11 protein-coding genes are annotated in these 13,332 nt (G+C 70.6%); 4 read left to right on the plus strand and 7 right to left on the minus strand.

Annotation, left to right across the window (positions count from 1 at the left end; translation table 11 throughout):
• Positions 1-11 precede the first annotated feature (11 nt).
• On the minus strand, positions 12-1,115 hold the full coding sequence (pstS, locus tag DNL27_RS10360) for a phosphate ABC transporter substrate-binding protein PstS (protein WP_112235491.1): 1,104 nt from the start codon (positions 1,113-1,115) through the stop codon (positions 12-14).
• A 222-nt stretch (positions 1,116-1,337) separates the two neighbouring features.
• Here pstS and DNL27_RS10365 point away from each other — a divergent pair, with 222 nt between their 5' ends.
• The 3 genes from DNL27_RS10365 (at position 1,338) to disA (ending at position 5,333) form a co-directional block, all read left to right on the plus strand.
• Positions 1,338-2,495, plus strand: a complete 1,158-nt coding sequence (locus DNL27_RS10365; protein ID WP_112235492.1) for an aromatic acid exporter family protein — start codon at positions 1,338-1,340, stop codon at positions 2,493-2,495.
• Between the two features lie 60 nt (positions 2,496-2,555).
• Positions 2,556-3,974: a DNA repair protein RadA gene (radA, locus tag DNL27_RS10370; protein WP_112235826.1), complete on the plus strand. Its 1,419-nt coding sequence runs from the start codon at positions 2,556-2,558 to the stop codon at positions 3,972-3,974.
• Positions 3,975-4,256: 282 nt separating this feature from the next.
• Positions 4,257-5,333, plus strand: coding sequence for a DNA integrity scanning diadenylate cyclase DisA (disA, locus tag DNL27_RS10375; protein ID WP_112235493.1), 1,077 nt, complete (start codon positions 4,257-4,259; stop codon positions 5,331-5,333).
• Between the two features lie 263 nt (positions 5,334-5,596).
• Here the strand turns inward: disA and DNL27_RS10380 are convergent, their stop codons facing one another.
• Positions 5,597-6,334 carry a DUF4232 domain-containing protein gene (locus tag DNL27_RS10380; protein ID WP_112235494.1) on the minus strand — a complete coding sequence of 246 codons (738 nt, stop codon included), beginning with the start codon at positions 6,332-6,334 and terminating at the stop codon, positions 5,597-5,599.
• 25 nt (positions 6,335-6,359) lie between these two features.
• On the opposite strand from DNL27_RS10380, the gene DNL27_RS10385 reads away from it, so the two are divergent.
• A complete protein-coding gene (locus DNL27_RS10385) occupies positions 6,360-7,343 on the plus strand; it encodes an A/G-specific adenine glycosylase (RefSeq protein WP_112235495.1) in 984 nt (327 codons plus the stop codon).
• On the opposite strand, the gene DNL27_RS10390 is transcribed toward DNL27_RS10385, so the two are convergent.
• From DNL27_RS10390 to lysS, 5 genes are all read right to left on the minus strand, one after another.
• Positions 7,327-7,845 carry an amino-acid N-acetyltransferase gene (locus DNL27_RS10390; RefSeq protein WP_197408491.1) on the minus strand — a complete coding sequence of 173 codons (519 nt, stop codon included), beginning with the start codon at positions 7,843-7,845 and terminating at the stop codon, positions 7,327-7,329. The genes DNL27_RS10385 and DNL27_RS10390 overlap by 17 nt on opposite strands.
• A 116-nt stretch (positions 7,846-7,961) precedes the next feature.
• The gene (locus DNL27_RS10395; protein ID WP_112235496.1) at positions 7,962-10,580 is read right to left on the minus strand and encodes an ATP-dependent Clp protease ATP-binding subunit; all 2,619 of its coding nucleotides are present in this window, start codon (positions 10,578-10,580) and stop codon (positions 7,962-7,964) included.
• 282 nt (positions 10,581-10,862) lie between these two features.
• Positions 10,863-11,204 (minus strand): Lsr2 family protein, encoded by a 342-nt coding sequence (locus DNL27_RS10400; RefSeq protein WP_012398984.1) that lies wholly within the window; start codon positions 11,202-11,204, stop codon positions 10,863-10,865.
• A 238-nt stretch (positions 11,205-11,442) separates the two neighbouring features.
• Positions 11,443-11,718 carry a hypothetical protein gene (locus tag DNL27_RS10405; RefSeq protein ID WP_239494342.1) on the minus strand — a complete coding sequence of 92 codons (276 nt, stop codon included), beginning with the start codon at positions 11,716-11,718 and terminating at the stop codon, positions 11,443-11,445.
• Between the two features lie 61 nt (positions 11,719-11,779).
• Positions 11,780-13,312: a lysine--tRNA ligase gene (gene lysS / locus DNL27_RS10410; protein WP_012398986.1), complete on the minus strand. Its 1,533-nt coding sequence runs from the start codon at positions 13,310-13,312 to the stop codon at positions 11,780-11,782.
• Between the last annotated feature and the right edge of the window lie 20 nt (positions 13,313-13,332).

Raw genomic sequence — 13,332 nt, forward strand, 5'->3', positions numbered from 1 at the left:
TCAGGGCTGGATCAGCCCTTCGCGGAGATGGTGTCCACGGCCGCCTTGGCCTTGTCCCGCAGCGCCGGGGACAGGGGGGCGGAGCCGGAGGCGTCCGCGGCGGTCTTCTGGCCGTCCTCGGAGACCACGTAGGTCTCGAAGGCCTTCACGAGGTCCGCGGTCTCCTTGGAGTCGTACTGGGCGCAGACCACGTGGTAGGAGATCAGCACGAGCGGGTAGGCGTCGGCCTCCTTGGTGTCGCGCTGGATGTTCATGGCGAGGTCGTGCTCGCTGCGGCCCTCGACCTGCTTGGAGACCTCCACGGCCTTGGCCGCGGCCTCGGGCGAGTGCTTGACGTACTTCTCGCCCACCTTGATGGCCGCGGTGCCGAGGTCGCCCACGGCCGAGGAGTCGGCGTAGGTCACGGCACCCTCGGTGCTGGAGGTGGTGGAGACCACGCCGGAGGTGCCCTTGTTGTTCTCGGCGGCGTACTTGGAGGGCCAGGCCTGGTCCGGCTCGTCCGTCCAGTCCTTGGGCGCGGCCTTGCTGAGGTAGTCGGTGAAGTTCTCGGTGGTGCCGGAGTCGTCGCTGCGGTGCACCACGGTCACGGCGGTGTCCGGCAGCTTGGCGTCCGGGTTCTGCTGCTTGATCTCCTCGGCATTCCACTTCTTGATCTCGCCCTTGAAGATCTTGGCGATGGTGGGGGCGTCGAGGTTGAGGGACTCGATGCCGGGCAGGTTGAACGCCACGGAGATCGGGGACACGTAGACCGGCAGGTCCATGGCCCCGGCGTCGCCGCACTGCTTCTTGGCGTCCGGCAGCTCCTTCTCGGACAGGTACGCGTCCGAGCCCGCGAAGTTGGCGCCGCCGGCCAGGAACGCCTTGCGCCCCGCGCCGGAGCCGTCCGGGGAGTACTGCACCGTGGCCCCGTTGTTGGAGGACTGGAAGCCGTTCTGCCACGCGGTCATGGCGGCCTGCTGCGAGGAGGCGCCGATGCCGGTCAGGGTTCCGGAGACACCCTTGTCCCCGCCGCCGCCCCCGCTGCTGCCGGTGGGGTTGTCGGAACCGCAAGCGGTCAGGGCGAGGGCACCAATGGCCAGAACTGCGGCCGAGCGGCCAACGTGCGAAACCTTCACTGTTTCTCCTTCGAAAGGCGTGTACCGGCAAGTCCGGCGGGGTGGGTGACGTCGCAGCCCGACGCCCGTCGCCGCTGCGATCGCAGCGCGCCCGCGATCACGGTAGGTAGCGGATGTTGCCAGATTCGGCCGGGAAGGTGAACGGACGATTAACACCTGCCACCGCGCGCCGCGCTGGGGCCTCCGGCCGGGCGCTGCCCGTCCCGGATCTAGGATGGCCTCATGGCGTCCTCGGAAGCAGCTCACCCCCGCTCCCGGTCCCGCCGTGTGCTCGAGCACGTGGAGCACCGCAGCCGCACCGGCTGGGCACGCATGACGTCCGGGCTGTTCCAGGCCGTGCAGATGACCCTGGCCGCGGTGGGCGCCTACGTGATCGCCGAGCGGCTGCTGGGACACCACGGGCCCATCTTCGCGGCCACCGCCGCGCTCGTGTCCCTGGGCTACGCCAAGGGCGGGCTGCGCTACCGGCGCGTGCTGGAGGTCTCGATCGGCTGCACGCTCGGCATCGTCATGGGTGACCTGCTGATCCACGTGCTGGGCCCCGGTGAGTGGCAGGCGGCCGTGGTGCTGCTGGTGTCCCTGCTGCTGGCCCGGTTCCTGGACAACGGGGCGATCTTCACCACCCAGATGGGCCTGCAGTCCGTGCTGGTGGTGCTGCTGCCGCCCTCCCAGGACGGGGTCTTCGGACGGTCCCTGGACGCCGTGGTCGGGTGCCTGTGCGCCCTGCTGCTGGCCTACGTGGTGCCCCAGGACCCCCGCCGGGAGCCGCGGCAGGACCTCAGCGCCCTGATCACCGAGTTCACCCAGATGCTCAACGACTGCTCCCGGGCCGTGGCGGACACCGATTCCCGGCTCGCGTGGCACGCCCTGGTGCGGGGTCGGCAGACCCAGCCGCTCGTGGACTCCGTCCGCACCGGGCTCACCGGGTCCCGGGAGATCGCCCACGCCTCCCCCCTGTACCGCCGCTACCGCCGGGAGATCGACGAGCTCAGCGAGAGCATCAGGTACCTGGACCTCGCGGTGCGCAACTCGCGGGTGTTCGCGCGCCGGCTCGCCTCGGTGCTCAACCGGGTCACGCTCGCCGACGACGCCGTGACCTCTCTCTCCGAGGCCCTCGCCGACCTCTCCGACGCCGTTCTGAGCTACGGCCACGCCCTGCGCGAGAGCCACGCCCAGAGCCGGGAGAGCTACCTGCGCCAGACCCGCAACGAGCTCTTCTCCGTGGCGGAGCGCCTCGAGCCGGGCGCCATGGGCATCCGCACCATGGAGGGCGAGGCGCTCGTGCTGATGCTGCGACCCATGGTCGTGGACCTCCTCGAGGCCGCGGGAGTCTCCCACGAGAGCGCCACGCGGCACCTTCCGCCGCTCGAGCGCCGCTGACCCTCGGAACCGGGCCCCGGGCGGCTTATGCGCGTCGGACCGGGATCCTACGGTGGGGCCATGGCCACCAAGACCCGCAAGCAGTCCACGAGCTACCGCTGCACCGAGTGCGGCTGGACCACGGCCAAGTGGGTGGGCCGGTGCGGGCAGTGCCAGGCGTGGGGCACCGTGCAGGAGATGGGCACGGACCAGGAGCACGGCCGCACGCGGGCGGCGGCCAGCGTGGCCACCCCTGCGCAGCCCATTGCCGCCGTGGACTCCGCCCTGGCACGGTTCACGCCTACGAACGTCCCGGAACTGGACCGGGTGCTGGGCGGCGGACTGGTGCCGGGCGCTGTCATCCTGCTCGCCGGTGAGCCGGGGGTGGGCAAGTCCACCCTGCTGCTCGACGCCGCCGCCAAGGTGGCCCGCGGTCCCGCCACCACACCGGGCGCGGACGACGGCGCACCGCGCACAGTCCTGTACGTCACCGGCGAGGAGTCCGCCGCCCAGGTCAAGCTGCGGGCGGAGCGCATTGACGCGCTCTCGGACACCCTGTACCTCACGGCGGAGACGGACCTCTCCATGGCCCTGGCCCAGGTGGCGGCCCTGGACCCGGATCTGCTGGTCGTGGACTCGGTGCAGACGCTCGCGAGCCCGGAGATCGAGGGGTCGGCCGGCGGGGTGAGCCAGGTGCGCGAGGTCGCGGCCAGTCTGATCCACGCGGCCAAGACCCGGAACATGACCACGCTGCTCGTGGGCCACGTGACCAAGGAGGGCTCCATCGCGGGGCCCCGGCTGCTCGAGCACCTGGTGGACGTGGTGTGCCAGTTCGAGGGGGACAAGCACTCCCGGATCCGCCTGCTGCGCGCCGTCAAGAACCGCTTCGGCCCCACGGACGAGGTGGGGTGCTTCGACCTCGAGGAGAACGGGATCCGCTCGGTCTCGGACCCGTCCGGGCTGTTCGTCTCCCGCACGCCCGTGCCCGTGGCGGGGACGTGCCTGAGCGTCACGGTGGAGGGCAGGCGTCCGCTGCTGGCCGAGGTCCAGGCGCTGCTCGACAAGTCCAGCACCGCGCAGCCGCGCCGGGCCACCTCCGGGCTGGACGGCTCCCGTGTGGCCATGCTGCTCGCGGTGCTGCAGCGGCGCGCGGGAGTGGGCCTGGCCGCCATGGACTGCTACGTCTCCACGGTGGGCGGGGTGCGGCTGAGCGAACCCGCCACGGACCTCGCGGTGTGCATGGCCCTGGCCTCGGCCGCGCAGGACCGTCCCCTCCCCCAGCGCCTCGTGTGCTTCGGGGAGATCGGGCTCGCGGGGGAGGTCCGGCCCGTCCCCGAGATCAACCGGCGGATCCAGGAGGTCGCCCGCCTCGGGTTCACCCACGCCGTGGTCCCCGCCTCCCCCAGCGGCCCCGGAAGCATCCCCCCGGGGTTCTCGGTGCGCGAGGTCACCACTGTGAACGGGGCCATGGAGCTGCTGTTCCCGGCGCGCGCCGGGTGAGCACGGGCGGGTCGAGCAAGCACACACGGCGGCAGTCCAGCGCGGGCGGGGTCTGAGAGCGACCACGGTCCGCGTGAGCGCGGGTAGATCGAACCAGCGCCCATGGCGGCGGCTGAACGCTGTCGGGGCGGGTGTGCGTTCACGGACCGGGTGAGCACCCCCCCGGGCTGACAGGCGCCCGCAATCCGGGCGAGCCCTCGTCGTGCCGGGTGACTGCTCGCCGTGCCGGCTGAGTGCGTGCGCGCCGGATGAGCGCCGTCGGTGCCGCTCTAGAATGAGGCCGTGGTGAAAACTCGTGAATCCGCCCTGCGCAAGACCCTCGCCAGAGTGGCTCCCGGCACGGAGCTGCGCACCGGGCTGGAGCGCATCCTGCGAGGCCGCACCGGCGCGCTGATCGTGCTGGGATTCGACCGCTCGGTGGAGTCCCTGTGCTCCGGGGGCTTCGACATCGACACCGGGTTCACCCCCACCAAGCTGCGCGAGCTCGCCAAGATGGACGGTGCGATCGTGTGCGACCGGGACGCCACCCGGATCCTCAAGGCGGGCGTCCAGCTCATGCCGGATGCCGCCATCACCACCCAGGAGTCGGGCACGCGGCACCGCTCCGCGGAGCGCACGGCCAAGCAGACCGGTGTGCCCGTGATCTCGGTGAGCGCGTCCATGAGCGTGATCACCATCTACAAGGACGAGCACCGCTACGCCATCGAAGGCTCCCAGGCGATCATGGCCCGGGCAAACCAGGCCCTGCAGACCCTGGAGCACTACAGCAACAGGCTCGAGCAGGTGCTTGGCAGCCTCTCCGCGCTGGAGATCGAGGCCGCGGTGACCGCCCGGGACGTGGCCCTCACCCTGCAGCGCATGGAGATGGTGCGGCGGATCTCGGAGGAGATCAGCTGGTACGTGCTGGAGCTCGGGGCGGACGGCCGCCTGATCTCGCTGCAGCTGGAGGAGCTCACCGCGGGCACCGGCCCGGGCCCGGACGTGGTGCTGCGCGACTATCTTCCGGAGGCCACAGACAGCGCGGCCGTGGAGGCGGCGCTGGAGGCGCTCTCACAGCTGTCACCGGCGGAGCTGATCGACCTGCAGAGGGTCGCGGCGGCAGTCGGCCTCACCGGCCCGCAGGGAAATCTGGAGACGGATCTGCACCCCCACGGCTACCGGCTGCTCGAGGGCATCAAGTCCATGCCCGGTGCGGTGGCCAAGCGTCTCGTTGCGCAGTTCGACGGTCTGCAGTCCCTCATGGCGGCCAACCTGGAGGACCTCATGTCCGTCGAGGGGATCGGCGAGCAGCGGGCCCGCACCGTGCGGGAGTCGCTGTCCCGGATGGCGGAGACGAGCCTGCTCGACCGCTTCATGTGAGGTGCTGAGCCCGGGCGCACGCCGTTGCGCAGCGGCCCACCGTTCGTCGTCGCCATGACGCCGCTTCGGGCCACGACCACCGCAGGTCAGCCCACGGGCCGGCACCGCAGGGCGGCACCGCGGGTCAGCACCGCAGGGCGGCACCGCGAGCCGGTTCCCGGAGGGGGCCGTCCGGGCGCACCCCACGCGGACAACCACCCTCCGTCACGCGGCCACGGTCCCACCGCCCGCCCGCGGCGGACACCACGACCGAGCGAGCCCCGTCACTTCAGTACGAAAGCCGCCTGCTGGCTGGTGGTGTCCCCGAGGGAGACGGCCAGGTTGTAGTACCCGGCGAGCGCCTCGGGCTGGCCTGCGGGACACCCCTCCGCTGTGCGGACGCGGTTCCAACTCAGCTTGGCGCTCTCCTTCTGACCGGCGTTGAGGGTCACGGTGCGGTCCTCGCCCCCCGCGGCGCAGTGCCGGGAGTCGAAGACGGTGTCGGAGCCGGAGGTCACCACGAAGGCCATGCGCTTGCTCCCCGCATTGACCGTGCAGGGCTGGTCCCCGGTGTTCTCCAGGGTCATGGTGAGCACCGGCTGCTCCTTGCCCGCGTAGCTCTCCTTGTCCGTGCCCGCCGTGACGGAGAGCTTGTCGGTGCACTCGGGCACCGCGGAGGCGCTGGGGCTCGGGCTCGCGGAGCTCCCGCCCGACGCGGAACCGGAGGGTGACGGGCGGGGGGTGAAGTCGTCGAACTTCTTCGCGGGATCCGCGCTGGCCCGGGCCGTGGCGGACGGCGCTGGCGCGGCATCCTGCTCCGCGGTGTAGCCCTCCCCGCCACCGGTGACCGCCCGGATCCCGGCACCCACCGCCCACACGATCACGAGCAGCACCAGCACGATGACGGCCAGCGCCACCAGGCGGCGTCGGCGGTAGACGTGGTCGGGAAGTCTGGCCTCGGTGTCCTCGTCCGGGGTGTGGTGCGTGGGGGGATCGTGCCGCTCGGAACCGTGGGAAGCCATGGTCTCCAGGCTACCGTGGTCGGTGATGAACCCGAATGCCGAATCCCCCGCCGGAGCCCCGGTCGAGGACGTCCGCCGCGCCGTGGTCGAGTGGTACCGCGGCAGCGCCCGGGACCTCCCGTGGCGAGCACCGCAGCGCACCCCGTGGGGTGTGCTGGTCAGCGAGATCATGCTCCAGCAGACACCCGTGGTGCGGGTGCTTCCAGTGTGGCAGCGGTGGCTGCAGCGCTGGCCCACGCCGTCCGACCTGGCCGCGGCCTCCCCGGCGGACGTGGTGCGAGAGTGGGGCCGGCTGGGGTACCCGCGGCGCGCCCTGCGGCTGCATGCCGCCGCCCAGTGCATCCGGGACGAGCACGGTGGGCGCGTGCCCCGAGACCACGCCGAGCTGCTCGCGCTGCCGGGGATCGGGGCCTACACGGCCGCCGCCGTGGCGGTGTTCGCGTTCGGGCAGCGCCACACCGTGGTGGACACCAACATCCGCAGGGTCGAGGCCAGGCTCTTCTCCGGCCGGGCGCTGCCCGCCCGGTCCCTCACGGCCGCGGAGACGGCGCTGGCGGACTCTCTGCTCCCCGAGGACGTGGCCGGGTCCGTGGCGTGGAACCAAGCCGTCATGGAACTGGGCGCCCTCGTGTGCATGGCCCGCTCCCCGCGCTGCGGCGAGTGCCCCGTGCAGGACTCGTGCGCGTGGCTGGCCGCGGGCAGTCCGCCCCCGGAGGAGACCCCGCGGGGCCAGGCGTGGCACGGCACGGACCGACAGGTCAGGGGGGCCCTCATGGCCGTGCTGCGCTCGGCCGTGGACCCCGTGCCCGAGCCGCTGCTGCTCACGGACCTGGCGGGATCGGAGGCTCTCGCGCAGGGCCACGGCGCACCTCCCGCCGTGGTGGTCGCGGAGCTGACCGCCCTGTGGCGGCTGCCCGCCCCGCCGGAGCAGCGCCGTCGTGCCCTGACCGGTCTGCTGGCCGACGGGCTGGCCGCCGCGGACGACGCCGGGGTCAGCCTTCCGGGGTGAGCTGGCGGATCATGCGCGTGTTGCCCAGCGTGTTGGGCTTCACCCGCGCGAGGTCGAGGAACTCCGCGACGCCCTCGTCGTGCGAGCGCAGCAGCTCCGCGAACACCTCCGCGGGGATGGTCTCCTGGTTGGCCATGACCTCGAACCCGTGGGCGGCGAAGAACCCCACCTCGAACGTGAGGCAGAAGACCCGGCTCACCCCGAGCCGTTCGGCACGGGACAGCAGCTCGCACAGCATCCGCCCGCCCACACCGTGCCCCCGTGCCGCCGGTGACGTGGCGAGCGTCCTCACCTCCGCGAGGTCCTCCCACATCACGTGCAGCGCCCCGCAGCCCACCAGCGTCCCGGACTCGTCCTCCGCGACCACGAACTCCTGGATGCTCTCGTAGTAGGTGACGGTGTCCTTGGTGATCAGGATGCGCTCCGTGGCCATGGGCGCCACGAGCTCCTTGATCCCGTGGACGTCCGACGTGCGGGCTGGGCGGATGCGGATCTCGGTCATGGCCACGACTGTACGCGGGCCGGCCCGGCCCCCGGGACGCGAGCGGGCGGCGTCGCGAACCGAAGTTCACGACGCCGCCCGCTCGCCCTGGGCGCTCGGCCCCGGGGGGTGCCGGCTCAGGCCTGTGCCTGGGCCGCTCCCCCGCCCGTGTCACCGCCGGTGTGCGGTGAGCGCGGGACGTCCTTGCCGGACTGGCTGTCGTCGTTGTCCGAGAGGGTGGGAGTGTTCTCGATCTCCGCGATCTCCTCGTCGGACAGCTCGGACATGGGGGTCGAGGAGAACGTGAACGTGGCGTCGTCCCCCTCGCCCTCGACACCCACGGTGATCTTCTCGCCGGAGGCGATCTCACCGAACAGGATCCGCTCGGAGAGCTGGTCCTCGATCTCGCGCTGCATGGTGCGGCGCAGCGGGCGGGCGCCCATGGCGGGGTCGTAGCCCTTCTTGGCCACGAGCTTCTTGGCCTCATCCGTGAGCGTGATGGACATGTCCTGCTCGCGCAGCCGCTGCTGCAGCCGCGCCACGAACAGGTCCACGATCTGCACGATCTCGGCCTCGCTCAGCTGCGGGAACACGATGATCTCGTCCACGCGGTTGAGGAACTCGGGGCGGAAGTGCTCCTTGAGCTCCTCCTGCACCTTGGCCTGCATGCGGTCGTAGGAGGTGGCGGCGTCCCCGCTGGCCTGGAAGCCCACGGGAACCGTGCGAGAGATGTCCCGGGTGCCCAGGTTGGTGGTCATGATGATCACCGTGTTCTTGAAGTCCACCACGCGGCCCTGCGAGTCGGTCAGACGGCCGTCCTCGAGGATCTGCAGCAGGGAGTTGAACAGGTCCTGGTGGGCCTTCTCCACCTCGTCGAAGAGCACCACGGAGAACGGCTTGCGGCGGACCTTCTCGGTCAGCTGCCCGCCCTCCTCGTAGCCCACGTAGCCCGGAGGGGCACCGAAGAGCCGGGAGACGGTGTGCTTCTCCTGGTACTCGGACATGTCCAGGGTGATCAGGGCGTCCTCGTCACCGAAGAGGAACTCCGCGAGCGCCTTGGCCAGCTCGGTCTTGCCCACGCCGGTGGGCCCGGCGAAGATGAACGAGCCGCCCGGACGGCGGGGATCCTTCAGACCCGCACGGGTGCGGCGGATGGAGCGGGACAGGGCCTTGATGGCCTCGTTCTGCCCGATGACGCGCTTGTGCAGCTCGTCCTCCATGTGCAGCAGCCGGCCGGACTCCTCCTCGGAGAGCTTGTACACGGGCACGCCCGTGGACGCGGAGAGCACGTCCGAGATGACCTCGGGGGTGACCTCGGAGATCTGGTCGTCCCCCTCGCGCCAGGCCTTGTCCTTCTCGTCCCGCTCGGCGATGAGCTTCTGCTCGGTGTCGCGCAGGGACGCGGCCTTCTCGTAGTCCTGGCCGTCGATCGCGGCTTCCTTGGCGGTCTTGGTCTCCGCGATCTTCTCGTCCAGCGCCTTGATCTCCGGCGGCGCCGTCATGCGCTTGATGCGCAGCCGGGCACCGGCCTCGTCGATCAGGTCGATGGCCTTGTCCGGCAGGAAGCGGTCCGAGACGTAGCGGGCGGACATGCTCACGGCGGACTCGAGGGCCTCGTCCGAGATGGACACCCGGTGGTGCGCCTCGTACTTGTCCCGCAGGCCCTTGAGGATCTCCACAGCGTGGGCCTCGGAGGGCTCGTCCACCTGGATGGGCTGGAAGCGCCGCTCCAGGGCGGCGTCCTTCTCGATGTGCTTGCGGTACTCGTCCAGGGTGGTGGCGCCGATGGTCTGCAGCTCACCGCGGGCCAGCATGGGCTTGAGGATGGAGGCGGCGTCGATCGCGCCCTCGGCGGCACCCGCACCCACCAGGGTGTGGATCTCGTCGATGAACAGGATGATGTCCCCGCGCGTGCGGATCTCCTTGAGCACCTTCTTCAGGCGCTCCTCGAAGTCCCCGCGGTAGCGGGAGCCCGCCACGAGAGAACCGAGGTCCAGCGTGTAGAGCTGCTTGTCCTTGAGGGTCTCGGGGACGTCCCCGCGCACGATCGCCTGCGCGAGGCCCTCGACCACGGCGGTCTTGCCCACACCGGGCTCGCCGATCAGCACCGGGTTGTTCTTGGTGCGCCGCGAGAGCACCTGCATGACGCGCTCCATCTCGCGGTAGCGCCCGATCACGGGGTCCAGCTGAGACTCGCGGGCGGCCGCGGTGAGGTTGCGCCCGAACTGGTCCAGCACGGCGGAGCCTGCGGGGGTTCCCTCCGCACGACCACCGGAGCCGACGCCGGCGGCCTCCTTCTCGCCCCCGGCGTTGCCGGACTGGTAGCCCGAGATCAGCTCGAGCACCGTGGCACGCACCTTGGCGGGGTCCGCGCCCAGCTTCACGAGCACCTGCGAGGCCACGCCCTCACCGGCGCGGATGATCCCCAGCAGGATGTGCTCGGTGCCGATGTAGTTGTGGCCCAGCTGCAGGGCCTCGCGCAGCGAGTGCTCCAGGACCTTCTTGGCGCGGGGCGTGAACGGGATGTGGCCCGAGGGGGCCTGCTGGCCCGGGCCGATGATGTCCTGGACCTGCTCGCGGGCGGCGCTCAGGGTGATGCCCATGGACTCGAGGGCCTTGGCGGCGACGCCCTCCCCCTCGTGGATCAGCCCGAGCAGCAGGTGCTCGGTGCCGATGTAGTTGTGGTTGAGCATCCTGGCCTCTTCCTGGGCCAGCACGACCACCCGGCGGGCACGGTCGGTGAAGCGTTCGAACATGGATACTCCTTCATTGATCTCTGCCCACGATGTTAGGCACCGCCATGGCCGCCATGGGCACTGTTCGCCACTGGCGCACGGTGTCCAGCCCTCGGCGAAATTGCCCCGCCCACGATCCGCCAATTCCCGTGAATTCCGGTTTCGCGCATTTGGCGCGAGAACGAGAACGGCCGGAACACGCACGAGGGCGTATTCCGGCCGGGGTCCCCCGGATCACCGGGGGCGGGTCACCGGGGGCGGAGCGGGCGAGCGGCCGCGGAGGCCGCTGCCCGTCCCGAGGGATCAGCTGCCGTGCGCGGCGTAGTACTTGTCCTGCACGTCCTGGTGGATGCGGCCGCGGTCCGAGACCTTCAGGCCCTGCTCCTTGGCCCACGCGCGGATCTTGGGGGTCTCGGGGTTGCCGGAACGGCTGGGGCGGGTGGTGGTGGCCGCGCTGCGCCCGTTCTTGGCGGAGGCCCGGCGCCCGGCCGAGACGTAGGGGCGCAGGGCGTCGCGCAGCTTGGTGGCGTTCTCCGAGTTCAGGTCGATCTCGTACTGGCCGCCGTCCAGCCCGAAGCGCACGGTCTCGTGGGCCTCGCCGCCGTCGATGTCGTCTTCCAGAATGATTTTCACGGTCTGAGCCATGGTCAGATCCTCCAAACGCCTCACGGGCCTTTTCGTCCAATGGGTTCGCACCTGCGAACACGTGCAGTGGGGTGAAACTGTTATCCGGTGTCCACGCGAGCCGGACACCCATTCCCCCGGGTGGCCGACAGCCCCGCGGGGCAAACGATAACGGGGTGGATTTCACCGCGCATGGAACGGGAACAATGCCGTTTCACGGCCCATCATTGCACGTGCTCCGTGAATTGTCATCACGGGACTATTGCGGCGGATTCTGATCCGCTGCGGAATCACGAATGGGAATGGAGTTGCGCAGGTCGAGACCCCTCTGCTGCCGGGGCTTTTCCTGCTGGTCCCCGAACGGCGAATTCTCGCCCTCGCGCTCGCGCACGGCCCGGTACCACTGCTCGGCGTCCTCCTGGGCATGCGAGCGTGCGGTGCGCTCGGTCTTATCACCGCGCAGCAGCCAGCGCATCACCAGGTAGAAGATCACGCCCACGCCCAGCGAGGGCGCGAAGACGGCCAGGTACTCCATGACGACGATCATCCTCTCCGGGACTGGACAGATGCTGTGCGGGCGGCGCCGCGAAGGGGTCTCACTCGGGCTTCATCAGCGGGAAGAGAATGGTCTCCCTGATGCCGAGGTTGGTGAAGAGCATGATGAGCCGGTCCAGGCCGAGCCCCATGCCGCCCATGGGCGGGGCACCGTGCTCGAGCGCCCGCAGGAAGTCCTCGTCCAGCTGCATGGCCTCGTGATCCCCCGCCGCGGACAGCAGCGACTGCTCGGTGAGCCGTTCCCGCTGCACCACGGGGTCCACGAGCTCGGAGAACGCGGTGCCGCGCTCCATGCCGCCGATGATGAGGTCCCACGCCTCGATCACGCCGGGCTTCTCGCGGTGCGGGCGCGCCAGGGGCTGGGCCGCGGGCGGATAGTCGTACACGAAGGTGGGCTGGAGCAGCGTGGGCTCCACGATCTCCTCGAAGAGCTCCATGACGAGCTTCTGGGCGTCCCACGCGGGATTCACGGGAATGTCCCGCTCGGCGGCCACGGCGCGCAGCTGCTCCGCGGGGGTTTCCGGGGTGATCTCCCGCCCCACGGCCTCGGACAGACCCGGGTACACGGACACCCACTGCCATTCACCGAACAATTCGATGCGGCCCTGCGGGGTGTCGATGCCCTCAACGCCCAGCTGCCGCGCGCATTCCTGGATGATCTCCCGGATCCGGTCCGCCATGTCGAATTGGTCCGCGTAGGCCTCGTAGGCCTCCAGGGTGGTGAATTCCGGGCTGTGGGAGGAATCCACGCCCTCATTGCGGAATACCCGCCCGATTTCGAAGACCTTATCGATGCCGCCCACCACCGCGCGCTTGAGGTAGAGCTCGGTGGCGATGCGCAGGGTCATGTCCTGGTCGAAGGCGTTGAGGTGGGTCTCGAACGGCCGCGCCGCGGCGCCGCCGTGCACGAGCTGCAGCATGGGCGTCTCGATCTCCACGTACCCCTGCTGCTCCATGACCCGGCGCACGGTGCGGGTGATCAGGGAGCGGGTGAGCACGACGTCGCGCGCCTCCTGGCGCACGATCAGGTCCAGGTAGCGCTGGCGCACCCTGGTCTCCTCGTTGAGCTCCTTGTGCATGGTGGGCAGAGGGCGCAGGGCCTTGGAGGCCATGGTCCAGGAGTCCGCCATGACGGACAGCTCGCCCCGGCGGGAGCTGATGACCCGCCCGGTCACGGCCACGAAGTCCCCGAGGTCCACGAGGGCCTTCCACTGTGCGAGCGCCTCGTCCCCCACATTCGCCTTGGAGAGCATGACCTGCAGGCGGGTGCCGTCCCCCTCCTGGAGGGTCCCGAAGCACAGCTTGCCGGTGTTGCGCACGTGCACCACGCGACCGGCCACGGTGACCACGTGGTCGGTCTCCTCGCCGTCCGCGAGGTGACCGAACTCCGCCCGCACGCTCGCGAGGGTCGCGGTGCGGTGCACACCCACGGGGTAGGGGTGCATCCCGGCGTCCGCGGCGGCCTGCCGCTTGGCGGCGCGCACGGCCATCTGGTCGTTGAGCTCGTGGGCACTCAGCTCCGGATCGGTGCTGGCGGGCTCGGCGGGAACGGTGGTCTCAGGCTGCTCGGTCACAGTGGACCAGGATACCGGTA

It is taken from the genome of Kocuria sp. BT304 (assembly GCF_003290245.1).
Classification (GTDB): domain Bacteria; phylum Actinomycetota; class Actinomycetes; order Actinomycetales; family Micrococcaceae; genus Kocuria; species Kocuria rhizophila_A.